General features: G+C 42.1%; 26 protein-coding genes and 1 tRNA gene. 21 read left to right on the top strand and 6 right to left on the bottom strand.

Annotated features, from left to right (window positions below; genetic code table 11):
- Positions 1-25 precede the first annotated feature (25 nt).
- From RsY01_RS03495 to RsY01_RS03455, 9 genes are all read left to right on the top strand, one after another.
- Positions 26-1,939 (top strand): BglG family transcription antiterminator, encoded by a 1,914-nt coding sequence (locus RsY01_RS03495; protein ID WP_094784163.1) that lies wholly within the window; start codon positions 26-28, stop codon positions 1,937-1,939.
- 24 nt (positions 1,940-1,963) lie between these two features.
- Positions 1,964-2,305: a PTS sugar transporter subunit IIA gene (locus RsY01_RS03490; protein ID WP_094784162.1), complete on the top strand. Its 342-nt coding sequence runs from the start codon at positions 1,964-1,966 to the stop codon at positions 2,303-2,305.
- Between the two features lie 3 nt (positions 2,306-2,308).
- Positions 2,309-2,650 (top strand): PTS sugar transporter subunit IIB, encoded by a 342-nt coding sequence (locus RsY01_RS03485; RefSeq protein ID WP_094784161.1) that lies wholly within the window; start codon positions 2,309-2,311, stop codon positions 2,648-2,650.
- Positions 2,651-2,670: 20 nt separating this feature from the next.
- Positions 2,671-3,972: a PTS sugar transporter subunit IIC gene (locus RsY01_RS03480; protein ID WP_094784160.1), complete on the top strand. Its 1,302-nt coding sequence runs from the start codon at positions 2,671-2,673 to the stop codon at positions 3,970-3,972.
- Between the two features lie 41 nt (positions 3,973-4,013).
- Entirely contained in the window at positions 4,014-4,742 is a 729-nt protein-coding gene (locus tag RsY01_RS03475; RefSeq protein ID WP_094784159.1) for a glucosamine-6-phosphate deaminase, read from the top strand.
- A gap of 4 nt (positions 4,743-4,746) precedes the next feature.
- The gene (locus RsY01_RS03470) at positions 4,747-5,730 is read left to right on the top strand and encodes an aldo/keto reductase (RefSeq protein WP_094784158.1); all 984 of its coding nucleotides are present in this window, start codon (positions 4,747-4,749) and stop codon (positions 5,728-5,730) included.
- Positions 5,731-5,734: 4 nt separating this feature from the next.
- On the top strand, positions 5,735-6,517 hold the full coding sequence (locus tag RsY01_RS03465; RefSeq protein WP_094784157.1) for a sugar phosphate isomerase/epimerase family protein: 783 nt from the start codon (positions 5,735-5,737) through the stop codon (positions 6,515-6,517).
- A gap of 80 nt (positions 6,518-6,597) precedes the next feature.
- Positions 6,598-7,623: an inositol 2-dehydrogenase gene (gene iolG / locus RsY01_RS03460; protein ID WP_094784156.1), complete on the top strand. Its 1,026-nt coding sequence runs from the start codon at positions 6,598-6,600 to the stop codon at positions 7,621-7,623.
- Positions 7,620-8,810: an MFS transporter gene (locus RsY01_RS03455; protein WP_094784155.1), complete on the top strand. Its 1,191-nt coding sequence runs from the start codon at positions 7,620-7,622 to the stop codon at positions 8,808-8,810. Before iolG ends, RsY01_RS03455 begins: the two co-directional genes overlap by 4 nt.
- A 78-nt stretch (positions 8,811-8,888) precedes the next feature.
- Here the strand turns inward: RsY01_RS03455 and RsY01_RS03450 are convergent, their stop codons facing one another.
- Both RsY01_RS03450 and RsY01_RS03445 read right to left on the bottom strand, forming a co-directional pair.
- Positions 8,889-10,097: a chloride channel protein gene (locus RsY01_RS03450; protein ID WP_094784154.1), complete on the bottom strand. Its 1,209-nt coding sequence runs from the start codon at positions 10,095-10,097 to the stop codon at positions 8,889-8,891.
- Positions 10,094-10,363, bottom strand: coding sequence for a chorismate mutase (locus RsY01_RS03445; protein WP_094784153.1), 270 nt, complete (start codon positions 10,361-10,363; stop codon positions 10,094-10,096). Before RsY01_RS03445 ends, RsY01_RS03450 begins: the two co-directional genes overlap by 4 nt.
- A gap of 56 nt (positions 10,364-10,419) precedes the next feature.
- Here RsY01_RS03445 and RsY01_RS03440 point away from each other — a divergent pair, with 56 nt between their 5' ends.
- Both RsY01_RS03440 and dnaX read left to right on the top strand, forming a co-directional pair.
- Entirely contained in the window at positions 10,420-10,920 is a 501-nt protein-coding gene (locus RsY01_RS03440) for a GAF domain-containing protein (protein ID WP_094784152.1), read from the top strand.
- Complete coding sequence (dnaX, locus tag RsY01_RS03435) at positions 10,917-12,545, top strand: DNA polymerase III subunit gamma/tau (RefSeq protein ID WP_094784151.1); 1,629 nt, start codon at positions 10,917-10,919, stop codon at positions 12,543-12,545. The genes RsY01_RS03440 and dnaX overlap by 4 nt, the downstream gene beginning before the upstream one ends.
- 485 nt (positions 12,546-13,030) lie before the next feature.
- Here the strand turns inward: dnaX and RsY01_RS03430 are convergent, their stop codons facing one another.
- Positions 13,031-13,771 carry an amino acid ABC transporter ATP-binding protein gene (locus RsY01_RS03430; protein ID WP_094784150.1) on the bottom strand — a complete coding sequence of 247 codons (741 nt, stop codon included), beginning with the start codon at positions 13,769-13,771 and terminating at the stop codon, positions 13,031-13,033.
- Entirely contained in the window at positions 13,768-15,366 is a 1,599-nt protein-coding gene (locus RsY01_RS03425; protein WP_094784149.1) for an ABC transporter permease subunit, read from the bottom strand. The genes RsY01_RS03430 and RsY01_RS03425 overlap by 4 nt, the downstream gene beginning before the upstream one ends.
- A 408-nt stretch (positions 15,367-15,774) precedes the next feature.
- Here RsY01_RS03425 and RsY01_RS03420 point away from each other — a divergent pair, with 408 nt between their 5' ends.
- The 5 genes from RsY01_RS03420 to rpsR all read left to right on the top strand — a co-directional run bounded on the left by RsY01_RS03420 (position 15,775) and on the right by rpsR (position 18,466).
- Complete coding sequence (locus RsY01_RS03420) at positions 15,775-16,611, top strand: undecaprenyl-diphosphate phosphatase (RefSeq protein WP_094784148.1); 837 nt, start codon at positions 15,775-15,777, stop codon at positions 16,609-16,611.
- Between the two features lie 213 nt (positions 16,612-16,824).
- On the top strand, positions 16,825-17,136 hold the full coding sequence (locus RsY01_RS03415) for a hypothetical protein (protein WP_094784147.1): 312 nt from the start codon (positions 16,825-16,827) through the stop codon (positions 17,134-17,136).
- 191 nt (positions 17,137-17,327) lie between these two features.
- Positions 17,328-17,627 (top strand): 30S ribosomal protein S6, encoded by a 300-nt coding sequence (rpsF, locus tag RsY01_RS03410; protein WP_094784146.1) that lies wholly within the window; start codon positions 17,328-17,330, stop codon positions 17,625-17,627.
- A gap of 36 nt (positions 17,628-17,663) precedes the next feature.
- Positions 17,664-18,173 (top strand): single-stranded DNA-binding protein, encoded by a 510-nt coding sequence (locus tag RsY01_RS03405; RefSeq protein ID WP_094784145.1) that lies wholly within the window; start codon positions 17,664-17,666, stop codon positions 18,171-18,173.
- 47 nt (positions 18,174-18,220) lie between these two features.
- Positions 18,221-18,466 (top strand): 30S ribosomal protein S18, encoded by a 246-nt coding sequence (rpsR, locus tag RsY01_RS03400; RefSeq protein WP_003140392.1) that lies wholly within the window; start codon positions 18,221-18,223, stop codon positions 18,464-18,466.
- Between the two features lie 171 nt (positions 18,467-18,637).
- Here the strand turns inward: rpsR and RsY01_RS03395 are convergent, their stop codons facing one another.
- On the bottom strand, positions 18,638-18,949 hold the full coding sequence (locus RsY01_RS03395; RefSeq protein WP_094784144.1) for a DUF960 domain-containing protein: 312 nt from the start codon (positions 18,947-18,949) through the stop codon (positions 18,638-18,640).
- 96 nt (positions 18,950-19,045) lie between these two features.
- Here RsY01_RS03395 and RsY01_RS03390 point away from each other — a divergent pair, with 96 nt between their 5' ends.
- Positions 19,046-19,759: a pseudouridine synthase gene (locus tag RsY01_RS03390; RefSeq protein WP_094784143.1), complete on the top strand. Its 714-nt coding sequence runs from the start codon at positions 19,046-19,048 to the stop codon at positions 19,757-19,759.
- A 241-nt stretch (positions 19,760-20,000) separates the two neighbouring features.
- On the opposite strand, the gene recX is transcribed toward RsY01_RS03390, so the two are convergent.
- Complete coding sequence (gene recX, locus RsY01_RS03385; RefSeq protein WP_094784142.1) at positions 20,001-20,795, bottom strand: recombination regulator RecX; 795 nt, start codon at positions 20,793-20,795, stop codon at positions 20,001-20,003.
- 36 nt (positions 20,796-20,831) lie between these two features.
- On the opposite strand from recX, the gene rlmD reads away from it, so the two are divergent.
- From rlmD to RsY01_RS03365, 4 genes are all read left to right on the top strand, one after another.
- Positions 20,832-22,169 carry a 23S rRNA (uracil(1939)-C(5))-methyltransferase RlmD gene (gene rlmD / locus RsY01_RS03380; protein ID WP_094784141.1) on the top strand — a complete coding sequence of 446 codons (1,338 nt, stop codon included), beginning with the start codon at positions 20,832-20,834 and terminating at the stop codon, positions 22,167-22,169.
- A complete protein-coding gene (locus RsY01_RS03375) occupies positions 22,166-22,663 on the top strand; it encodes a GNAT family N-acetyltransferase (protein WP_094784140.1) in 498 nt (165 codons plus the stop codon). The genes rlmD and RsY01_RS03375 overlap by 4 nt, the downstream gene beginning before the upstream one ends.
- A gap of 45 nt (positions 22,664-22,708) precedes the next feature.
- Positions 22,709-22,963 (top strand): DUF1912 family protein, encoded by a 255-nt coding sequence (locus RsY01_RS03370; protein ID WP_094784139.1) that lies wholly within the window; start codon positions 22,709-22,711, stop codon positions 22,961-22,963.
- Positions 22,964-23,040: 77 nt separating this feature from the next.
- Positions 23,041-23,126: transfer RNA gene (locus RsY01_RS03365), tRNA-Leu, on the top strand.
- The last annotated feature ends 64 nt before the right edge of the window (positions 23,127-23,190 follow it).

Genomic DNA, 23,190 nt, shown 5'->3' with positions numbered 1-23,190 from the left:
CTTACATAAACTATAGGAGAAAGCGATGATGTTAAATAAAAGACAACTCGAGTTGGTTTTGCTTCTTGAAAAAGCAAATAAATTTTTAACAAAAGAATTTATTTCTCAAAAATTAAATGTTTCTATTAGAACAGTATCCAACGACATTAGTCGGATTCGAGATGAATTGCTTCAAAATGGTGATTTTGAATTTATTTCTAAGGCTGGTGTAGGTGTTAGACTGAAAAAGAGAGGTCTGATTAGTGTAATGCCGAGTGAGGATAGTTCAGTTTTTGCTAGGCGATTTGACATGATGGATATGTTGCTGTTTCAAGAACAAACAGTGACTTATGAAGTTTTATCAGAGTTGTTTCTTGTGAGTAAGTCCTCGATTAAGAATGACTTGCTATTTTTAAAGCAAACATTTTTTAAGAAAAATGGTGCAGAGCTAATCGGCAGTTTTCAAGGCACAAAAATTGTCGGCAGTGAAACACAATTACAAAATACTTTTCTCACTTTTAACAAATTTATCTGTCGAATACATGACCAAAATTTAGACATAAATTTTGAAGAGAAATTAAAAACACTCTCAAAATACTATGGTAGGGAGATTGTCGAGACATGCTGGGAAATTCTTTACGAGCATGTAAAAAGCTATACCATAGAGATAGCAGATATCTATATGGCAGAAGCTTTAAATGTTTTTATTATCTTAGTCTACCGTGCCTCTAAGGGATATCACCCTCAAGGAGAAGTTGATGTTTCATTTGATGCCTGCAATACATTGTTGGTGTCAGTCACTGAAAGGATGGGGATTGAATTTTCTAGTACAGATATGCGACGATTTGAAACTTATCTATCAAATAATAAATTAGGTGCTGCACATGAACAGTATGAAGGCGGAGATATTCCTAATTTGGTCGCAACATTTATTGACAAAATGGAGCAGTGCTTGGGTGTTGAACTCAAAGAAGATGGAGGATTAAAGGAAGCTTTAAGCAAACATTTTCCAGCTTTGCTTTCACGATTGCAAATCAGAGAAGTGATCGAAAATCCATTTTTAGAGCAGATTAAAGTTGAGTATCCCATAACTTTTTCAGCAGTTTGGCTTGTGGTGACGGAATTAGAGAGGGCAATGTGCCTTGCCTTTAATGATAATGAAGTCGGATTTCTCGCAATCTATATCCAATCTGCCTTGGAAAGAAATCATATTGCGAACAAAATCTTAGTCGTTTGTCCGACAGGTTTGGCAACGTCGCAATTACTCGTGAACAAATTAAATCAATTGCTCCCTTCGCTAGATACAATGGAAGTTTCAGCCATTTCACAACTCAAATATAAGGACCTAACACAATATGATTTTGTAATCTCGACGGTACCATTTGCCAGTGATGATGTTGAGGTACAGGTTGTTTCAGATGTATTAAATGCGGAAGATATCAGTAATCTTTACACGTTATTTAATCGGAAAGCAGTTGCTTCGAAACAAATGAAGTCCTTTACAGTTAAGCATTTTATGGCCTTGTACAGTTCTACGCCTAATTCAATCCAAATCATGGATAAACAGTATCTGAATAAGAATCAGGCATTAGAGGAAATTTCAAGAAATTTAATTCATAATGGCTTTGTATCAGATGAGTTTGTCCAAGATATCTTAGAACGAGAGAATGATCCAGATATCTCGACAGACTTGCCGACAGGTGTTTCGATACCTCATGGCAATCCAGCTTTTGTTAATAAAACAGGGATTTTCTTTATTAGGAATCACAAGCCTATCTTTTGGGGCAAACATGCTGTCAAAATGATTATTGTATTGTGTATTGCGCAAAAAGATCATCATAAAATTAATGGGATCTTATCAGATTTATATAGCATTGTCGAAAGTAAGAAAGCAATCGAGATGATTTATCAATTCAAAAATATCGATGATTTTTCATCATTATCCGAACACATCGGTTAGTTTATAGAAAAAGGAAAATAAGTAATGGCTAATAGTGAAGTAGTTTCATTTCAATTAATTTCAATTGCAGGAGATGCAATGGGGAAATTATTCGAAGCGATGGAAGCGTCTAAAAAATGTGAGATGACGCAAGCACATGCACTAGTGCAAGAAGGCAAAGCGTTGCTGAATGACGCGCACAATGCGCAGACCTCTTTGTTAGTGGCTGATGCAAACGGTGAAAAAACAGATGTAAATGTCTTACTCATTCATGCACAGGATACGCTGATGAATACAGTTTTAGCAGAAACTTTTGTCAATGAAATGATCGCATTAAACGATAGAATCAATCAACTAGAAGCAAAATTAGAAAAATTAGGAGAATGACTTATGGCATTGGATAAATTACACGTCTTGTTAGTCTGCAATTTAGGCTATTCAACAGGCATTATGGTTACAAAAATGAAAGAAGTTGCTGAAAATTCACAGTCTTTAAAAGATGTCGACATTAAAATTGAAGCCCATCCTGCTGGAGAATTAAAAGAGTATATTGAAGACTTTGATGTGGTGATGGTTGGGCCACAAATGAAACATCAATTGAATGCTTTAACAGAAGTTGCAGCCCAATTCAATAAACCCATCGAAGTGATTAACTCACGTGATTATGGTGCGGTCAATGGTGGCAACATTTTGAAAGCGGCCATTTTGATGAAATTGAAACCAGAGGTATAGAGAGTGGGAGAGGAAACATCATGAATAAATTTATGGATTTTATGGAGAATAGATTTTCGCCGATTGCGTCAAAAGTAGAGAAAAATCGGTTTATCTCCTCTATCAAAAATGGGATGGTGAGCTTGATTGCTGTACTGATTATCGGCTCATTCACTTTGATTATCTCATCAATCGGTAATCTTTTTCCTAATGGAACAGTGGTTAAAGAGTTTTTCATTCAAAATGCTGCGATTCTACAATTGCCATTTAACTTTACCTTTGGCCTTTTATCGCTTTATGCAGCCTTAACGATATCTTATGCGCATGCGCATCAACTGGAAGCACCTATTTTACAAAGTATGATTGGCGCAGCCATTACGACGCTTGTTTTAGATTGTCAAATGGTAGATGGTAATTTTCAAGTTGGTTACTTAGATTCTAGAGGGCTATTTATCGCTATTTTTAGTGCCCTTATTTCAGTTGAAGTGCTGAATTTATTTGTTAAGAAAAAATTAACGATAAGAATTAAAGGTCTGCCAGAAATGGTAGCAGCAACTTTTGAGTCGATTGCCCCCTTATTAACGATATTAGTTGGATCAGTAGCCCTATCCGTAACGGTTTCTATTGGCTCTGGCGGCAAGGCGATTCCAGAAGTCTTGACAACATTCTTGGCACCAGCCATGAATAGTATTGACACACCTACAGCTGTCTTCGTGATTAGTTTGCTTGAAATGCTCTTCTGGTTCATTGGCTTGAATGGTTATGCTATACTGGTTGGATTTGTCATGCCATTTATGACCCAATATTTAGCAGAAAATATGACTGCTTTTCAATCGGGTGAGCCTGTATCCCATGTCTTTGCACCGAATTTCTGGGACTATTTTATGGCTTTCACAGGGTCTGGCTTTACTGGCGCTCTTGTTTTATTAGCCTTGTTTAGTAAATCGGCAGAACTTAAAGCAATTGGTAAAGTATCAGTTGTGCCGATGATTTTCTCAATTAGTGAACCTATCGTGTTTGGCTTACCGATTTGTTTTAACCCTTATCTCTTTATCCCATTTGTATTTGGTACCCCCATTATTGCAACGGCGGAATGGTTTATTTTCCATTATGGTATCGTAAGAGCACCTGTAGCAAATGTTGGTGGGACACCAATATTTCTAGCGAATTATTTGGCAACCATGGATTGGAAGGCGCCGATCTTAGCGGCACTCGTATTAGCATTAGGCGTTTTAATGTATTACCCCTTCTTCAAAATGTACGAAACAAGTGAAATGAAGAAAAGTAATGCGGCAGCTGCTGAAGAAAATGCGCTTCTATCAGAATTAAACTTAGATTTTTAAGGGCGATGATACTGAAGTTCAAATAGAGGAGTAAAAGTGAGATGAGATTAACCAAATTTAAAGATACGGCAGCGATTGTTGGGCAAATAGGAGATGAAATTCAAGCACTAGTCGCTCAAAAAACAGATGCCGTCATTTGTATTGCTGGAGGAGATACGCCTTTGCCGGTTATGAAGCGGTTGGTTGACCTAAAGCGAAATGGCAGTATTGATTTTTCAAAAGTTCAATTTCTTGGCTTAGATGAATGGGTGGGCTTAGGGTATGATACGAAAGGGAGTACGCGTCAAACGCTCTATGACAATCTCTATCACCCATTGGCTATTCCAGAAGCGCATATTCATTTCTTTCAGGGTGACAACGCTAATTTGCAAGAAGAAATTGATAAAACAGATGCTTTTGTTGAACAGTATGGGATTGATTATATGTTGCTTGGCATCGGTATGAATGGTCATATCGGGTTTAATGAGCCAGGCGTTGGTGACGACTTGATGACACATGTCATTGATTTAGACACGGTGACAACGACAGTGATGTCAAAATACTTTGATGACGACTTGCCTCTAACACAAGGGATGACATTAGGCTTTGGTCAAATACTTCAAACAAAGCATCTTGTTCTCATGGCAACTGGTGAGAAAAAACGTGAAATTGTGAAGCAAACAATGGCTTCTGATATGACACGCCAAATTCCGTCAACAATACTTAAAAAATCAGTGAATGAGACGAATTTTTATGTCGATGCAGCAGCAGGAGAACTAGTAGAGGATTAATCAAATGACAAAATTAACACAAAATATTATCGTAAAGGGCAAGAAAGATGGACAAGCCATTGATATGCCTTGTTCAAATATTATCATGGGCTCAGGAGATTTTTTCCGTGAAGATAACCTTGAGGTGGCAGGGCCGGTCATGAAGCAATTTCTAGCTTTGGGTGGTAATACCTTTGACACAGGTCGCCATTATCGTCATAGTGAAAATGCCTTGGGCGTTTGGATGGAGAAAGAAGGCAATCGCGATGCGATCAATATCCTAACAAAATGTTGTCATCCAGTTCGTGGTGCGCTTGATGTCCCACGGGTCATACCAGAAGCGATTGAAGAAGATTTGACAACTAGTTTATCTTTGCTCCGAACAGATCATGTCGAAATGCTTTTGTTACATCGTGATGATGAAACGCAACCAGTTGGACCAATCATGGAGAAATTGCATGAAGTCGTCGAAAGTGGTCGTGCCTATGCCTTTGGTGTTTCGAATTGGGAACTTCCTCGTATTCAGGAAGCTATGGCTTATTGTGAAACGCATGGTTTGAACACGATTAGTTTAAATAGTCCCAACTTAAGCCTTGCCAAAACGTTAGAACCTAGATGGCCAGATTGTGTCTCTGCCAATGATGCTATGATTGACTGGCATAGACAAACAGGTCTGCCATTATTTTCTTGGTCATCTCAAGCAGGCGGTTTCTTCTCAGGACGTTTTACACCTGAGGACAGAACTGATGAAGATATGGTCAATGCTTACTATATTGATGAAAATTGGCAGCGTTATGAACGTGTGAATGTGCTATCAAAAGAACTTGGTATCACACCTATTCAACTTTCCTTAGCCTTTGTTTTAAACTATGATTTTCCAGTTGCGGCTATCATTGGTTCAGAAAATGCTGAAGAAATGTTATCATCTATTGAAGCAACGACGATTAAATTGACTAATGAACAAATGGCATGGTTGGATCTTCGGTCAAACTCATGGAAAGGGGCATAAACAGATGGCAGCATTGAGAAAGAAAATCGCAGCACAATTATATTCTTTGCGTAAAGAATTTGAAGCAGATCCTGAAAATGTTTTGAAAACTTTAAAAGAAATAGGATTTGAAGCTGTTCAGATAGATGGCATGCGTGGGCATGACCCGCTTGAAATTGCAAGACTAATCAAAAAATATGACTTTAAAATTGCGGGGATGCACATTAAACATGACCGATTCATGAATGATTTAGAGGGTATTGTCCATGAATGTGACTTGTTTGATTGTCGAACGATTTACGATAAATATATTGATGATGAGGATCAAAATGAAGCGGGCTACCGTAAAACTAAGGCAGCCCTTATCAAAGCAGCTCAAACACTTTCTGGTCAAGGCTATCGCATTGGTTTACATAATCCAGAATATGATTATGTCAATCAAATTGATGGGCGAAATGTCATGACCTTCATCACAGACTTAGAGTATAACATGGGTATTTACGCAGAACCAGATACCTATTGGATGACATTAGCAGGAGAAGATGTCATGTCTGCGCTGGAAAAATATAACGGTCGTGCACCAATTCTCCATTTGAAAGATTACCTCAGTGGTTTTGACAAGGAAGACATGGCAAATAGCTTAACGGAAGTTGGTTATGGTGAAGTTGATATGAAAGCTGTTGTCGCATGGGGCGAAAAAAATGGTGTTGAGTACTATTGTATCGAACAAGATTATTCCAAAATTGGGATGTTTGAGAGTATGAAAAAAGGCTTTGACTATCTCGTTTCCTTAGAATCAGAAATTTAAAGTAAAGGATGAGCTGGGACCTAGTTGTCTCAGTTTTTCTTAAAAATGGTCATGTCAATAAAAATTAGGAGGAAAACAATATGAAGAATGTAAAAGTGGGGGTTATCGGTGCAGGACGCGCAGGTATGATGCATATTGAAAATATGTTAACGCTCAACACCATTGAGCTTGTTGCAGTCGCAGATGTTTTGATTGAAAACGTGCAAGAAAAACTTCATGAGGCAGGAATTGAACAAACTTTTAAAGATTATCATGAGCTGCTAGCAGTGCCACAAATTGAGGCAGTCTTTATTTTTACATCTACAGATACACATGAGGCCATTTGTTTAGCAGCAGCGCAGGCTAAGAAGCATATTTTTTGTGAAAAACCTCTAAGTATGACGGGTCAAGAAGCAGATTCACTTACCGTGATGCAAAGCGTGAAAGAAAATGGTGTGCGGATGGCTATCGGTTTTAATAGGCGCTTAGACCATCAGTTTAGGACGATTTGGGAAAAGGTTGAAAAGGGTGAGGTTGGTGAACCACAGATTGTCAAAATTACGTCTAGGGATCCAGATTTGCTTTCTCATGCTCTGATTCAACGTATTGGTGGCTTGATTTTTGATTTTACCATGCATGATTTTGATATGGCACGGTATATGATGCACAGCAATGTGACTGAAGTTTTTGCAAATGGCGCCACTTTAATCGATCCAACGCTATCTGAAATTAATGACATTGATACGCTTGCCCTTGTTTTGAAGTTTGAAAATGGCGGGTTTGCCCTCATTGATAATTCAAGAAGAGCAGTTTACGGCTATGACCAACGTGTCGAAGTATTTGGTTCAAAAGGCATGTTAAAAGCTGAGAATGTTTCAAATTCTACTGTCGAACACTATACCTCTAAAGCAACGCTATTAGATAAGCCCCTGCCCATTTTCAATGACCGCTATCAGCAAGCCTATCGTCAAGAAATCATTGACTTTGTCTCAAATCTTGTGACAGGTCAACCATTTGCTGCGACACCGCTTGATGTTGTGATGGCTCAACGTGTGGCGATGGCTGCCATAGCATCTATTCAAACAGGAAAAGCGGTGCCTGTTGATCCAAAAGAACCGATTGTATGAAAACTATTAGCAAGCCTAAAAGCTATCAAAACATGCTGCCCTTTTTGTCTTTAACCCTATTCATGATTGGCGCAACCATTGAAAACAGTTGGCTTTCTTCATTTTTATTATCGGAAGGCTATTCAGACCTATTTATCAGGCAGATGATGCTGATGAATGGCTTAATCGTTGCCATATGTTCATGGCTATGCAGTTTTTTAACCATCAGATTTGGGTCGAAAAAGATGTTCGGTGTAGCATCACTAGCATTAATCGTGACAACGCTTGGGATACTTTACAGTCTGCAGCAACATATTGCCATTCTTCTGCTGATTGTTTATACGCTTAAGGGGATGGTCTACCCCTTATTTGCCTATGCGACCTTGACACTTGTCATTGTCACAACAGCACCCTATCAATTAGGAAAAGTGACCGCTTATTTTTGGTTGGCCTTTAATTTAGGAATGACAATTATCGGGCCAGTCTTGTCATCTATGCTTTTAAAAATGATGGGCATCAGTCAATTGTTTTATGTTGCGACGGCTATCGGTGTACTTGGGGCTTTATTGATGCTGCGTGTTGGAAAGACCAGTTTTCAGATAAAAGGTAAGAAAAACCCAAAATTATTATCAGAACTATGGGCTGGTTTAGTGATTTATCAAAAGCAGCCCAAATTATGTTTAGCGTTAGGTGCGAAAATCATCAATACGATTGGACAATTTGGTTTTGTGATTATGATGCCAATCATTTTTCAAGCGCAAGGGAGAAGCATAGTGACGTGGGGTGCGGTATGGAGCGTGACTTTCATTGCTAATACCTTAGCTGGTGTCCTATTTGGGTATCTTTCTGATCAATTAGGTTGGAAAAGAACAGTGATGTATGTTGGCGGTCCGCTCACTGGTATGGCATGCTTATTGATTTTATGGTCGCTCTATTTGACACAGTCGCTGCCAGTTGTCTTTGCTGCCTTCATTCTTTTTGGGATTGGACTAGCGGGATATGGACCATTATCTGCCTTGATACCTCATATGATATCTGGTGATAAGGCAATCGGTGTGTCTGTTTTAAATATGGGGACAGGACTGAGTAGTGTCCTTGGACCTGGATTAGTTTCGATTTTATTTTTTGCGCTAGGTGGCATTAAAACCTTGCTTATTTTCGCTATCCTTTATTTTCTGTCAAGCTTTTTGTTAATGCCGATAGATTGAGCTCACTCAAAAAGACTGTGAACACCCCCGATAAGTCAGGGCATCTGTTCACAGTCTTTTTATCTATTTTCAGTCTTTCTATTTCCCCTCGAACATGTTCTGAAGCATGTCTTGGGCGGTATAGATGGATTTATTGAAGTTGAGCATGTAGCTCGTGATGACGACGAGCATGAGATAGGGCATGAGCGCATAGCCAAAGACTTCGCAACCAATCAGAATTGGCGCCCAAAAAGTATTGGTAGCAGCAGCGAAAACGGCAGCATAGCCAAGCGCAGCAACGAATGTCACGGGCAATCCGAGCGCCAGTCCAAGCGTTGCACCGAGCGCAGCCCCAATGGCAAACAAAGGCGTTACTTCGCCACCCTGAAAGCCAATCGCAAGCGTCAGGACGGTCAGGATCAGTTTCAGAGCGAAATCCCAAGGGAAGATATGGCCGCCACCAAAGGTCGTCGCAATCAAGTCAGTCCCAAGCCCTGAATAACGCCCATTCCCAAGAATGGTAAAGGCGACGGAGAGTATGACGCCGCAAGCGGCAACTTTCAAGTAAGGATTTGGTAACCAAGTCGTCAAGCGAGATTTTGCCTGTGCTAAAAGCCAAGCAAATGCAAAACCTGTGAGGCCAAAAATCGCACCCATGAGAATTAGTTTAGCGATGAGGCTAGCATCAAGTGTTGGTAGTTTTGTCAGCGGAAATGAAAATTTTTCTAATCCCAGAAAATGCGAGGTCTGTGCGGCGACAGTACTGGCGATAAGGGCAGGGACAAGCGCTCGATAATAGATAGCGCCTGCGATTAAGGCTTCAAGTGCAAATAAAGTTGCCGCAAAAGGTGTTTGAAAAAGGCCGCCGAAACCCGCTGCCATCCCAATCATCACGATAATATGGCGATTTTTAATGTTGAAGATATCGCCTAGAAAGTTAGCAAAGGTTGCCCCGATTTGAACGGCGACGCCTTCACGACCCGCAGAGCCACCAAACAAATGCGTCAGCCAAGTCGACATCATGGCAAGGGGGATGAGCCGCTTAGGGATGACCTCATCTGACTGATGACCAACACTAAAGACCAGTCCCATCCCTCGTCCCGCGGTTTTACCAAATCGATCATACAAGAAAACAATCAGTAGACCAATCAAAGGTAAAAAAGGAATCAGATAGTTAAAGTGCTGCAGTCGAAAGTTTGTCACGCCAATCAAAACGCGACCAAATAGCGCATCTAGTGCGCCAACAACCAGCCCAATCACGACTGCCAACAGTGACCAAATCACGATATTGCGATAATAACTTTTCAATCTTTTAACACTTTCTCTTGGTAGGCGCGTGAGTTTTTCAGAATATCTTTAAAGGTGTTGACGACAGTCTCCGTGTACTCAGAATCTTCAACGCGACTGGCAACCCGATTTAAAATCACGAGTTCACGTGAATTATCCAGCACTCTGCCGCCGGTCATTTTTTTAAAGGTGGCGACTTGCGACACTAAGGTCATTCGTTCCTCCAATAGCTGAACTAATTGGGCATCTAGGGCATCAATATCTGAGCGAATATCATCCAGGTTCATTTTTATCTCCAAAATTTGCTATAATATAACTATTATAGCAAAAAATAGGTGGAAATATGACGAAAACAGAAAAGTACGACTTAGCTCTCCGACAACTTGATGCCTTACTAGATGAGACGGGCAATGCTTTATCCAATCTCAGTAATGCCAGTGCCTTACTGGGTGGTGTTTTACCTCGCTCACTCTTTGTCGGCTTTTATCTGTTTGACGGTGAAAAACTTGTCCTAGGTCCTTTTCAAGGTGGCGTTTCCTGTGTCAATATTGCCCTAGGTCAAGGTGTGTGTGGTCAGGCTGCTAAAGCAGCACAGACGATGATTGTGCCAGATGTCACGCAACACAAAAATTATATCGCCTGTGACTCGGCAGCACGCTCTGAAATCGTTGTACCTATGTTTAAAAATGGTGCACTTATCGGTGTGTTAGATTTAGATTCAGCTGTCCTTGCTGACTATGATCAGCAAGAGCAAGACTTCTTAGAACGATTTACCGAAATTTTAATCGAGAAAACAGACTGGCAGTTTAGTCAGTTCACCCTAAAAAATGAGGCAGCAAAATGAGTTATCAAGCCCTATATCGCAAATATCGCAGTCAACGCTTTGACGAAATGGTCGGTCAAGAAGTGGTGGCGAGAACTTTAAAAAACGCCATTATCACCGATCAAATTTCCCACGCCTATCTTTTTTCAGGTCCTAGAGGAACGGGGAAGACGTCTGCAGCGAAAATTTTCGCCAAGGCCATTAACTGTCCGAATCAAACGGATGGAGAACCGTGTAATACCTGTGAAATTTGTCAGGCTGTCACCAATGGCTCGCTAGAAGACGTGATTGAGATGGATGCGGCATCGAATAACGGTGTCGACGAAATCCGTGACATCCGGGATAAGTCGACCTATGCACCGTCTCGTGCCAAATACAAAGTTTACATCATCGATGAAGTCCATATGCTGACGACGGGCGCCTTTAACGCCCTCCTAAAAACGCTAGAAGAACCGACGGAAAATGTCGTCTTTGTCCTAGCGACGACCGAGATTCAGAAAATTCCAGCGACGATTTTGTCTCGCGTGCAGCGCTTTGCCTTTCGTGCCATTACCAGCCACGACATCACCCAGCATTTAGCAGAAGTTCTGACAGCAGAGGGCGTGACTTTCGATGAAGCCGCCCTTGCTTTGATTGCCAATGCGGCTGACGGCGGGATGCGGGATGCCCTCTCAACCCTTGACCAAGCCCTGAGTTTTGCAGAAAACGGCCTGACGCTTGATGTTGCGCTCCTCGTGACCGGTGCCATTTCTAAGCAAGCCCTCGACGCCTATATCTCAGCGATTGCTGATCAGCAGGTTGAAGCCGCCCTAACCCAGCTCGACACCATTTTCGCTGACGGCAAGAACATGATTCGCTTTACTGAAGATTTGATGGCGCATTTTCGAGATATGCTCCTAGCTGAGACACCGGCGGTAAATGTGAGCAAGGCTCAGGTTTTTGCTTGGATTGAGATTGCAACGGAGACTTTGCAGACTCTGAAACAGACGACGCAGGAAAAAATTGCAGCAGACGTGATGACCATGCGGTTATCAGAAACCCTCAAAACCGCTGACTATTCACAAATGATTGCGGACTTGCAACGCCAAGTGACAGAGCTGACAAACCAGCTCCAATCTGGTCAGTTTCAGTCGGGGCAAGCGCCTCAGCAAGCATTGCCAGAGAAAAAAGTCGCACCTAAAACGTCGGGGAATTATTTCAGCAAAGACTTCGTTTTCAAGGCGCTGTCCGAGGCGACAAATGAGGCGCGGCAAGCGATTCAAGACGCTTGGGACGAGGTTATCAACTCTTTTGACAGCGGCTTTGGCAAGTCCATGTTGCAAAATACCTCAGCCGTTGCGGCCTCTCAGCAATTCGTCGTCGTGACTTTCAAGAGCGAATTTACAGCTCGAAAAGCTAGTGAAAATCAGGATTTGCAAGTCCAATTCGGCAATTTTATGTCTAGCATCGTCGGGTTTGCGCCGGAAATCATCGCTCTGACCGATGATGATTGGGTATCGATCAGAACAGATTACGCGCAACACCGCAAGCAACAGGTAGGAGGTGGTGAGGAGACGTCACAAGCTGAGACAGCGCCAGAAAAAAATGGCGTTGTTGATCAAGCGCAAGCCCTGTTTGGCGATGTGGTTGAAGTGATTGAGGACTAAAATATGACACTCTTGCGTAACATGCTATGTACAATCATGCTGCTTATGATTGTACTAGGCAATAGCCCCATTTTAAGTCTGCCAAAATCGCTTTTGAACAGTTTAACTGTGTTAGTCTTAATTTTGATTTGGTTGCCGATAATCAGGAAAAATAAAAAATAGTGTGCTAATATGCTGAGATTCGATAAAGCACTTTAATCAAACAGCCTTTCATGTTTGAAAGGCTGTTTTTTGATAGCTATAGTTGTAGGCACAGTAAAAAATAATTACCGTAGCAGTAGCGAAAAACTACTGGAGCGGTAGCCAAAAACTACCGGAGCAGTAGCGAAAAACTACTGGAGCGGTAGCGAAAAACTACTGGAGCAGTAGCCAAAAACTACCGGAGCAGTAGCAAAAAGTTGTCGTAGCGATAGCCTGATAGGCTAGCTGCCAAAAACAATCAAACGGGCAACTCATGTCATCTGAGTTGCCCGTTTGGTACGCTTTTAATCCTGCAAGAAACGGGTCAAAAATTCTTTTGTCCGTTCTTCTTTTGGATTAACAAAGATTTCTTCTGGTGTGCCACTTTCGGCGACGACACCTTTATCCATGAAGATGACGCGGTCAGAGACTTCGCGGGCGAAGGCCATTTCGTGGGTAACGATGACCATGGTCAGGCCACTTTCGGCTAACTCTTGCATCGTTTTCAGCACTTCGCCGACCATTTCAGGGTCGAGGGCGCTGGTTGGTTCGTCGAACAAGAGGACATCAGGGTTCATTGACAGGGCGCGGGCAATTGCCACACGTTGTTTTTGTCCACCTGAAAGTTGACTTGGTTTGGCGTTGACAAACTTGTCCATGCCAACAGCCGTCAGGTTTTCGAGGGCGATTTGTTTCGCCTCAGCACGCTGACGTTTCAACACTGTCGTTTGTGCCACGATGACATTTTCTAGGACATCTAGGTTATTGAAGAGGTTGAAAGATTGGAAAACCATGCCCAGATGGGTGCGGTATTTGTTGAGATCGTAGCCTTTTTGGAGGACGTTTTCGCCCTTGTAGAGGATCTCGCCAGATGTGGGTTGCTCGAGTAAGTTGATGGAGCGCAAGAGGGTTGATTTACCGCTACCTGAGCTACCGATGATCGAGATGACTTCGCCAGAAGCGACGGTCATGTGGATGTCTTTGAGGACTTCGTTTTGACCGAATGATTTTTTGAGATTTTTAATGTCAAGTACGATTTCGCTCATTTTTCGCCTCCTAACTTAGCAGTTGCTTCCGTGTTGACTTCTACCTGCATTTGGTTGGCACCTGTCGTGTAAGTATCAGAGTCTAGTTTCTTCTCAACAAATCTCAAGATACGTGTGACCGTGAAGGTCAAGACGAAGTAAATGGCTGCGATGATGGTAAAGGTTTGGAAATATTGGTAGTTTTGTTGCGCGACCGTGTTCCCTTGGAAGAAAAGCTCGGTGATGGAAATCACGTTCAAGACAGAGGTGTCTTTGATGTTGATGACAAACTCATTACCTGTCGCAGGGAGAATGTTACGGATAACCTGTGGCAAGACAATCTTACGCATGGTCTGTCCATGATTCATCCCCAAAGCACTAGCGGCTTCAAATTGACCTGTGTCAACGGCGAAGATACCACCGCGGACAATCTCACTCATATAAGCTCCGGTATTGATTGAGACGATGAGGAGGGCGGCTAAAGTCTTATCCATGGAAATGCCTAGGAACTGCGCCGAACCGTAATAGATGACCATGGCTTGGACGATCATTGGCGTACCACGGAAGATTTCAACGTAGATATTGATAAGCCAGCCGACAAGGGTTTGCAGGGAAGCGAGGACAGCATTCGCTGATTTTTTAGAAGTCCGGAAGACACCGATTAAAAGGCCGATGAAAGTCCCGATGAAAGTCCCGATGATTGAGATAAACAAGGTCATGCCAGCTGCACGAACGAAGTCACCCCCATTATCTTTGATAATGGTGCCGACTTGTGCCCAAAAACCAGTTTCTTTATCCGCATGTGTTTGGAGGCTGACCATGTCATCCATGATTTTAGTCTGCTCAGCTTGGCTGATGCCCGCAAGGATATCATTGATTTTATCGAGATTTTTATCGCCTTTACGTAGGCCGACAGCTGTCTGTGTATCTTCAGGATTGGTCTTGAAGCCTTTGCCTGCAGCAAAGCTAATCATTTTAAATTTCGCGTTTTTAGATTCAGCCGTGATGCCTTCAGGGCGTTCGCCGACATAGCCGTCAATGGTACCAGCCTCGAGGGCAACACGCATGGCCGAAAAATCGCCCATAGCAGGTTCTTGTATGGCACCGACCATCTGAGGAATTAAATCGTAATGGAAAACGCCTTGTTGACCTGTGATTTTAGCGCCTTTGAAGTCATCGATAGATGTCGCTTTCGCATATTTGCTATCTTTTCTGACCATCACAACGAGCTGACTGGTATAGTAATTTTGTGAGAAATCAATCTCTTTTTTACGTTCAGCAGTTGGGCTCATGCCGGCGATAATCGCTTCGATTTTGCCAGAGGTTAAGGCTGGCAAGAGACCATCCCATCTTGTTTTGACAATGACCAATTTCTTGTCGAGTTTTTCAGCAATTTTTTTAGCAATTTGGACATCATAGCCGTTGGCGTATTGGTTGCTGCCATCAATTTTGACAGCACCATTGGCCTTTGTTTTCTGGGTCCAGTTAAAGGGTGGGTAGCCTGCCTCCATGCCGACACGGAATTCCTTGTCATCGCTGGCCGCACTGACAAGCGTCGTGGGCACAAGACTGAGGACAAGCAGTGTCGCAAAGATAAGTGACAATATTTTTTTCATAGGTCTCTTTCTAATCTCCATAGGTTATCTTTTAATTCTACTAAAAATTGACTGAATGTTCAATATAGATGGCAGAGTATTTTGCTTCTTGCTAGAATTATCATTAAAAAACAGTCATGATATACAAAATTTGATGGGGTTTTGTTATAATGAAATCAAACAGTTGTAAAAATAGTGATACTGAAAAGCAGTACGACATAGTCGTAAACTTCTGTAGATCTTAGGGATTGATGGTTCTGCGCTTGCGCAGGTTCATCAAACATCTATTTTCCTATGGCATTGCAGTTGTCGCTTTAGCGGCGTACGGAAAAGCCAAAGGCAACGTGCCTTAGTGATTTATCACTTAGGCGTTGATAAGAAGTTAGCTTGAAGTTCAAACGTAAACTTCAAATATGGAAAGTAGATCAAATGGAATTTATTAAAGCAATTATCTTAGGGATTATCGAAGGGATCACGGAGTGGCTACCCATCAGTTCAACGGGTCATTTGATTTTGGCTGATGAGTTTATCAAGCTTAAACAATCGACTGAATTCATGAACATGTTTAATGTCGTGATTCAGTTAGGGGCAATTTTAGCGGTTGTGGTCATTTATTTTAAAAAGCTCAATCCTTTTGATACCAGTAAAACGCCCCGTGAAACGCAGTTGACTTGGCAACTGTGGTTGAAAGTGATTATCGCTTGTATTCCAGCAGTGATTATCGGTTTACCACTGGATAATTGGTTGGACGCACATTTTCATAAATTTGTCCCGATTGCATTGATGCTGATCATTTATGGTTTTGCTTTCATTTATGTCGAGAAATGGGCGAAAACACGTCCGGATACGTTGACCAACCTCGATAAGATGTCGTATCGCTTTGCCTTTTATATCGGCTTGATTCAGGTCTTGTCATTAATGCCAGGGACGTCTCGTTCTGGGGTGACCATTCTTGGGGCAATTATTCTTGGTGCGTCACGTTTTGTGGCGACGGAGTTTACCTTTTTTCTTGGGATTCCCGTTATGTTCGGGGCGAGTTTGTTGAAAATTTTCAAATTTATGATAAGTGGTGTAGGTTTTAGTTTGTCTCAGTTTGCCATTTTACTGGTAGCCAGTATCACTGCCTTTCTGGTGTCAATCGTGGTCATCAAATTCCTGATGGATTACATCAAAAAACATGACTTTACTTTCTTTGGGAAGTATCGGATTGCGCTCGGTGCTGTTTTATTAGTCTATGCGGCGATTTCAGCGGTATTTGGCGGATGAAAAATTCAAGTGGCAGGTTTTTGAGGAAAGATAAATTGTCAGATACGTCATCAGATTGACTGATCTTGGATATAAATCCGATATCAGTTTTTTTAATGTCGGATAGGTGGAGATAGGGATCTTTTGTTTAAAATTTCTGATTAATGATAGTTATGTTTGCTTTAAGGTTAAAATGTTACTGTAAATGAAAATAGAAGAATTAGGAGAAGACGGATGCTTAAAAAGAAGCTGTTAGCAAATAAGTGGTACATCCTATATGCTTTGGCACCGATTATGTTTGTGGTTGGCACAGCCATTACGCTGCAAGTCCACCCCATTCAAAACCCGTCAATCATGATATATGGTGTGACAAGCACCGAATCTGACAAAAATGATGGTTTTAAATTCACGAAAATGACTTTGACGGATGGTCGGGTTATTGACCGTCCAACAATGGCTGACATTCATGAACAAAAGCTGCTGACCTACCATAATCAAGACGAGTTAAATCATAATCTCGTCTTTTCAAAAAGTATGCTAAATTAGACAAGCAAATCTGAAAAACTGATAACCTAGTCAAGTTCTAGGTTTTTAGTTTACGATTAAGGCTTTGCCAATCCCAAAATAAAAAAGCTTGCCAAAAGGTCAAATTTTATGTTATAATGAGTACTTGTGAGCAACCCTCACTTACTCGGGAAAAGACTCGAGTCATTAGACCAAAAGGAGGAGATACATCAATGGCTACTACAAAGTACGAAATTCTTTACATTATTCGTCCAAACATTGACGAAGATGCCAAAACAGCGCTTGTTGAGCGTTTTGACACAATCTTGACAGAAAATGGTGCAACGATTTCTGAATCAAAAGATTGGGAAAAACGTCGTCTTGCGTACGAAATCAATGATTTCCGCGAAGGTTTGTACCGTCTTGTCACACTTGAAGCTGATTCAGTTTCAACTGCGACAAGCGAATTTGACCGTCTTGCGAAAATCAATGGCGACATCTTACGTCACATGATCACTAAGGTTGACGCTTAATTTTAAGCCCACTTTAGTTTTCAGGAAGGACAAAACATGATTAATAATGTTGTTTTAGTAGGTCGTTTGACCAAAGACGTTGAGCTCCGTTACACCCCCGCCAATCAAGCAGTGGCGACATTTACCTTAGCGGTCAATCGTACCTTTAAAAATGCGAATGGTGAGCGTGAAGCGGATTTCATCAATGTCGTCATCTGGCGTCAAGCCGCAGAAAATCTAGCAAATTGGGCGAAAAAAGGTGCGCTTCTAGGTATAACTGGACGTATCCAAACGCGGAATTATGAGAACCAACAAGGTCAACGTGTTTACGTGACGGAAGTGGTCGCTGATAATTTCCAAATGCTAGAAAGTCGTAGCGCGCGCGAGGGTGGTCAAACTGGTGGCAGTTACACACCGTCACCATCTCAACCTACAAACGCAAACTTCGGTGGCAATCAATCATCACAAGCTCAGCCTTCATCTGCTACACCTGATTTTGGCCGCGATAGCGATCCATTTTCAGGTGGCACACCCATGAACCTGAGTGATGATGATCTACCGTTTTAATCACTGATGGACAGACAACTGTCTAGAATAATATAAGGAGAAAACACATGGCACAACAACGTCGTGGTGGCTTTAAACGCCGCAAAAAAGTTGACTTTATCGCAGCTAACAAAATCGAAAACGTTGACTACAAAGACACAGAGCTTTTGAAACGTTTCATCTCAGAACGTGGTAAAATTTTGCCACGTCGCGTGACGGGTACTTCTGCTAAAAACCAACGTAAAGTGGTTACAGCAATCAAACGCGCACGTATCATGGCTTTGCTTCCATTCGTAGCAAACGATTCTGAATAAGAAAATGTGAAGGCAAGTCTTACGAGGCTTGTTTTTTTGGTTTGTCTGCGAGCATCTGGAAGATGGGAGTAGACAAATAAATAGTAGCACTTTGATGGTTTGTCTGGAGCATTTGAGTAAAAAAAAACTGACGTTTAGCAGTCAGTTTGTGTGTCGTGATTCGGCAAATGCCTACATTTCCATCGGCGTCATGATCGTTTCGCGTCCCATATTATCAACGGCATGAAAGAGTCGTGGCCAGTCATTGTCAAATTCGTAATTAAAGTCAATGACCATCGACGTGTTCGGGTCATCGTCTTGCGAAAAGCGGACTGAGAGTGCCCCGTGGTTGTTCATCAATTCAAAGTTAATCGTGTTTTCCAAGATGAAAACGCCTTTGAGGTTATTGTCAATGATGTACCAAAAACTGTCGATGACCTCACCAGGGATGGATTGAATGGTGCCGAAACTGGCATAACGGGCGATTGTATTTGTAAAAGCCATAGGTCTACCTCGCTTTTTCTATCTTAAATTGGTATCATGTGCTTATAATTAAATTATATTTTAAAAGTCAAAAAAGGTCAAGAAATAGGAACTAAAATGCGAGTAGATGCTGTTTTAATTCAATATGGTGGTGTCAAAAAGTCCGACATCAAAAAAGTTTTGCGTGAGCACCGCGTATCAGTCAACGGTCAGGTCATCACAGCGCGCAACGAACAAGTTGACAGTAACGTACATGACCTCAGGCTAGACGGTCGCACCATCACTTTTCCGCCACACCGATATTTCATGGTCAACAAGCCGCCACGTACCCTCTCAGCCAACAAAGATGCTGAGTTGTCAGTCGTTTTTGACGTTTTTCCAGACGACATCGACAAGGCCGATCTTTACATCATCGGACGGCTCGATTTTCTATCTGAGGGTCTACTTTTGATTACCGATAATGGTAAGCTGGGGCGCAATTTGATCAAACCAGAAGCCCACGTTGAAAAAGTCTATCAGGTAGAGGTGAAGGAGCCACTGGATGCAGACGATGTCAGAAAATTCAGAGCAGGTCTCGTGATAGATGGGGATGTGTCATTAGCCCCTGCCAAATTAGTAATCCTGTCAGACCACACCGCCATTGTTAGCATCAGCGAGGGGAAAAATCGTCAGATTCGCAAGATGTTTTTGAGTGTCGGCAAGCTCGTGACCAAACTGGTGAGAATCCAAATCGGGACGATACAGTTGGATGAACGGCTGAAGTCTGGCGACTATCGCGCGCTGACGAAATCTGAAATTCAGAGTTTGGCACCGTATTTTAAGGATAAGTAAAGCTCGATAAAGACAGAAAAGCACCCCATCAAGCAAGATGCGGTGCTTTTTTGGCTTAAAAAATTAGAATCTTAGCATGAACTATGAACTCAATTTGTTTGATTTGGCATACTTGGCCAGTGCCCATGTAGACAGTGCCGTTATCATGACTGATAGAAGTAATTGAAACATGCGACAACCTCCTCTAGTTGATCCAATACTAATCTGATAGTAGATAATAGATTTTTTTGTATTTTTTATATTAAAAGTCTATCTCGCGCAATTCACGATTGATGACATCAAAGTCAAAGCCTTTTCTAGCTAAGGCGTTACTGACACGTTGTTTGAGGTCATGGCCGTCATATTTTCGACTGTATTTGCGCATGATTTTCTCTAATTCTTTTTGCAAGAGTTCGGATTCATTTTCTTGGTCAGATTCGAGTTCTAAATTGGCGATAGCGATTTTACTGATATCATAGGAAAAGCCTTTGCTTGTCAGATGCGTTGCGATTTTCATTTTCAGCGCTTTAAGGGGCAGGCGGCTGTACTTGCTCATGACTAATTTTTCAGCCAGATGTGTGGCGATGTCAACTTGAGTGTCAAAGTCGTAGAGCTGTTCTAGTTTTTCCAAAGCTAAGGCTCTATCAATACCTTTATCGACTAGCTTTTGTCTGATTTGATAAGGGCCTGCCGATTTACTAAGGACTTTGCCACGAATGAAAGACTCAGCATAAGCGTTGTCATCAATAAAACGTGACGTTTCAAGCGCGTCAATAATTTGAGTGATTTGCAGATTTGGAATCTCATGGTCAACTAGATAACGAATGACTTCTTTTTTAGTTCGTTGTTTGAAAGCAATATAGTAGAGCCCTAGATTTTTTCCCCTAGAAAAATCAGCAAATTCAGCAATTTTCTCAATCTCAGCGTTTTCAAATACAGCACCCTTTGACAAAAAGAACCGGACAATCGTATCCTCAGTCACATAGAGCGTGCGATCGTCGTCAAAAACGACTTTATATAAACGTTTCTTCTTCTCGAGTGAAATAATTTTAGGCATACTTTATTATACGTCAAAAAATGGTAAAATAGAGACATGAGCCTAAAAATTAATCAAAAAATTCCACTAAAAATCAAAAAAATCGGTATCAATGGCGAAGGCGTTGGTAATTTTAAGGGAACGACGGTTTTCGTGCCGGGGGCGCTCAAGGGCGAGGAGGTCTATGCGGAAATCGTGACCAGCGAGCGCAATTATGCGACGGCAAAGGTGCTCAAACTCAATAAAAAATCACCCCACCGTGTGGTACCGATGTGCCATATTTACAAGCAATGCGGGGGTTGCCAAATCATGCACTTGGCTTATCCGCAACAGCTACTTTTTAAGCAAGATGTGCTGAGGCAGGCGCTACAAAAGTTTAAACCGCAAGGGTATGAAACTTACGAAGTCCGTCAGACGATTGGGATGAAAAACCCTGAGCACTATCGGGCGAAATTGCAATTTCAGACGCGATTTTTGGGCGAGAAAGTCCGAGCAGGGCTTTTCGCAGAGAATTCGCACAAGTTAGTCGAAATCAAAAATTGTTTGGTGCAAGATGAAACAACGCAAGCGATTATCAATGAAGTCACGGAACTCCTGACTTTTCATCGGATTCCGATATATAATGAAAGAAAATTCGACGGTATCCGGACGGTCATGGTGCGTCGGGCTAATCATACAGGCGAAGTCCAGATTATTTTCATCTCATCGACTCTAGTGGAGTTGACACGGACGATTGCGAGTTTGACAGAGAAATTTCCTGAAATTAAAACGATTGCTTTGAATATCAATCGCAAGAAGTCGTCTGAGATATATGGCGATGAGACGGAGATTCTTTGGGGCGAGCGCGCGATTTTAGAGGGTGTGCTTGATTATACCTTTGAACTCAGCCCGCGGGCCTTTTATCAACTCAATCCTGAACAGACCAATGTGCTTTACCGCGAGGCGGTAAAGGCGATGGCTGCGAGTGCTGACGATGATTTAATAGATGCCTATTCTGGGACTGGCACCATTGGCCGTGCCTTTGTCGGCAAGGTTCGAAGTATTCGCGGCATGGATGTGATTGCAGCGTCGATAGAAGATGCCAAGGTCAATGTGCCGGACGGGATCTATGAAGTCGGGACGGCTGAGACGGTGGTGCCCAAATGGGTGGCGGAGGGATTCAGAGCGACAGCTTTGATTGTCGACCCACCTCGAACAGGATTGGACGACAAGTTATTGGAGACAATCATCGCGACGCAGCCTGAAAAAATGGTCTATGTATCCTGCAATGTCTCGACTTTGGCGCGTGATTTGGTCAAGTTAGCCACGGTCTACGATGTCAAATATATCCAGTCAGTCGATATGTTCCCGCATACGGCAAGGACGGAGGCAGTTGTGAAGTTGGTGCGCAAATGATTGAAAAAGCAAAACTGACGGATTTGCCAGAAATTGTGGCAGTGATTGAGAGTGCGCGTACTTTTTTGAAGGCGCAGGGCATTGATCAGTGGCAGAAAAGCGCCTATCCTGCTTTGGTAGATATTAGAGCAGACATTGCGCATGATGTGGCTTATGTCTTGAAAGTGGACGGGGAAATTGCAGCTTATGGGGCGGTGATAACTGGATTTGACCCCGCTTATGATTTGATTCAAGGTGCGTGGCGCAATGACAATCATGATTATGTGACCGTGCATCGCCTAGCGGTGTCAGCGCAGTTTCGTGGTCAGGCTCTGGGACAGCGGTTTTTAGCTTCCGTTTTTGATGCTTTCAGCGCTTATCAAGATTTTCGTGTCGACACACACCCAGATAATCACATCATGCAGCATATTTTAACCAAACTCGGCTTTGAAAAATGCGGGGTGGTCATGTTTGAGGGTGCCCGTTGGGCATTTCAGAAAGTGACAGGAGATTGATGCTCAGGCTTGCTGAGGGTAAAGAAAACAGAGAAGGAGTGTGAAATGACATACGAACAAGAATTTATGCAAGAATTTGAGGCTTGGGTAGCGACACAAATTATGGTCAATGAAATGGCGATGACGCAAAGCCAGCAAGTTGCGGATGAAACAGATGATGAACGCGCTAAAGACGCCATTATCCGTTACGAAAGCCGGATGGATGCCTATAAATTTTTGCTAGGCAAATTTGAAAATTATAAAGCAGGCAAAGGTTTCCATGATTTACCTGACGGCTTGTTTGACCAAGTTGAGTATTGATTGTCTAAAGTAAAAAACTTTTTTAAAAACTCTTGACGAGTGCCAGCTACTTTGATATACTAATAAAGTACTGTTTCGCGGAGATGGCGGAATTGGCAGACGCGCAGGATTAAGGATCCTGTGACCTACTTTGGTCGTGAGGGTTCAAGTCCCTTTCTCCGCACTAATCGCCGAGCCATGTGCTCGGTTTTTTTGTATGATTTTTAAAAAGAAGAATCAAGTCTTTA

The sequence above is a fragment of the Pseudolactococcus reticulitermitis genome, from assembly GCF_002260845.1.
Classification (GTDB): Bacteria; Bacillota; Bacilli; order Lactobacillales; family Streptococcaceae; genus Pseudolactococcus; species Pseudolactococcus reticulitermitis.
The sequence above is the reverse complement of the archived record's forward strand: the minus strand, read 5'-3'. Positions and strand labels throughout refer to the sequence as shown.

What these genes read in the sequence shown, in the direction of transcription:
- RsY01_RS03495 (WP_094784163.1), top strand. Translation starts at nt 26, where the DNA reads ATGATGTTAAATAAAAGACAACTCGAGTTGGTTTTGCTTCTTGAAAAA.
- RsY01_RS03490 (WP_094784162.1), top strand. Translation starts at nt 1,964, where the DNA reads ATGGCTAATAGTGAAGTAGTTTCATTTCAATTAATTTCAATTGCAGGA.
- RsY01_RS03485 (WP_094784161.1), top strand. Translation starts at nt 2,309, where the DNA reads ATGGCATTGGATAAATTACACGTCTTGTTAGTCTGCAATTTAGGCTAT.
- RsY01_RS03480 (WP_094784160.1), top strand. Translation starts at nt 2,671, where the DNA reads ATGAATAAATTTATGGATTTTATGGAGAATAGATTTTCGCCGATTGCG.
- RsY01_RS03475 (WP_094784159.1), top strand. Translation starts at nt 4,014, where the DNA reads ATGAGATTAACCAAATTTAAAGATACGGCAGCGATTGTTGGGCAAATA.
- RsY01_RS03470 (WP_094784158.1), top strand. Translation starts at nt 4,747, where the DNA reads ATGACAAAATTAACACAAAATATTATCGTAAAGGGCAAGAAAGATGGA.
- RsY01_RS03465 (WP_094784157.1), top strand. Translation starts at nt 5,735, where the DNA reads ATGGCAGCATTGAGAAAGAAAATCGCAGCACAATTATATTCTTTGCGT.
- iolG (WP_094784156.1), top strand. Translation starts at nt 6,598, where the DNA reads ATGAAGAATGTAAAAGTGGGGGTTATCGGTGCAGGACGCGCAGGTATG.
- RsY01_RS03455 (WP_094784155.1), top strand. Translation starts at nt 7,620, where the DNA reads ATGAAAACTATTAGCAAGCCTAAAAGCTATCAAAACATGCTGCCCTTT.
- RsY01_RS03445 (WP_094784153.1), bottom strand. Translation starts at nt 10,363, where the DNA reads ATGAACCTGGATGATATTCGCTCAGATATTGATGCCCTAGATGCCCAA.
- RsY01_RS03440 (WP_094784152.1), top strand. Translation starts at nt 10,420, where the DNA reads ATGACGAAAACAGAAAAGTACGACTTAGCTCTCCGACAACTTGATGCC.
- dnaX (WP_094784151.1), top strand. Translation starts at nt 10,917, where the DNA reads ATGAGTTATCAAGCCCTATATCGCAAATATCGCAGTCAACGCTTTGAC.
- RsY01_RS03430 (WP_094784150.1), bottom strand. Translation starts at nt 13,771, where the DNA reads ATGAGCGAAATCGTACTTGACATTAAAAATCTCAAAAAATCATTCGGT.
- RsY01_RS03425 (WP_094784149.1), bottom strand. Translation starts at nt 15,366, where the DNA reads ATGAAAAAAATATTGTCACTTATCTTTGCGACACTGCTTGTCCTCAGT.
- RsY01_RS03420 (WP_094784148.1), top strand. Translation starts at nt 15,775, where the DNA reads ATGGAATTTATTAAAGCAATTATCTTAGGGATTATCGAAGGGATCACG.
- RsY01_RS03415 (WP_094784147.1), top strand. Translation starts at nt 16,825, where the DNA reads ATGCTTAAAAAGAAGCTGTTAGCAAATAAGTGGTACATCCTATATGCT.
- rpsF (WP_094784146.1), top strand. Translation starts at nt 17,328, where the DNA reads ATGGCTACTACAAAGTACGAAATTCTTTACATTATTCGTCCAAACATT.
- RsY01_RS03405 (WP_094784145.1), top strand. Translation starts at nt 17,664, where the DNA reads ATGATTAATAATGTTGTTTTAGTAGGTCGTTTGACCAAAGACGTTGAG.
- rpsR (WP_003140392.1), top strand. Translation starts at nt 18,221, where the DNA reads ATGGCACAACAACGTCGTGGTGGCTTTAAACGCCGCAAAAAAGTTGAC.
- RsY01_RS03395 (WP_094784144.1), bottom strand. Translation starts at nt 18,949, where the DNA reads ATGGCTTTTACAAATACAATCGCCCGTTATGCCAGTTTCGGCACCATT.
- RsY01_RS03390 (WP_094784143.1), top strand. Translation starts at nt 19,046, where the DNA reads ATGCGAGTAGATGCTGTTTTAATTCAATATGGTGGTGTCAAAAAGTCC.
- recX (WP_094784142.1), bottom strand. Translation starts at nt 20,795, where the DNA reads ATGCCTAAAATTATTTCACTCGAGAAGAAGAAACGTTTATATAAAGTC.
- rlmD (WP_094784141.1), top strand. Translation starts at nt 20,832, where the DNA reads ATGAGCCTAAAAATTAATCAAAAAATTCCACTAAAAATCAAAAAAATC.
- RsY01_RS03375 (WP_094784140.1), top strand. Translation starts at nt 22,166, where the DNA reads ATGATTGAAAAAGCAAAACTGACGGATTTGCCAGAAATTGTGGCAGTG.
- RsY01_RS03370 (WP_094784139.1), top strand. Translation starts at nt 22,709, where the DNA reads ATGACATACGAACAAGAATTTATGCAAGAATTTGAGGCTTGGGTAGCG.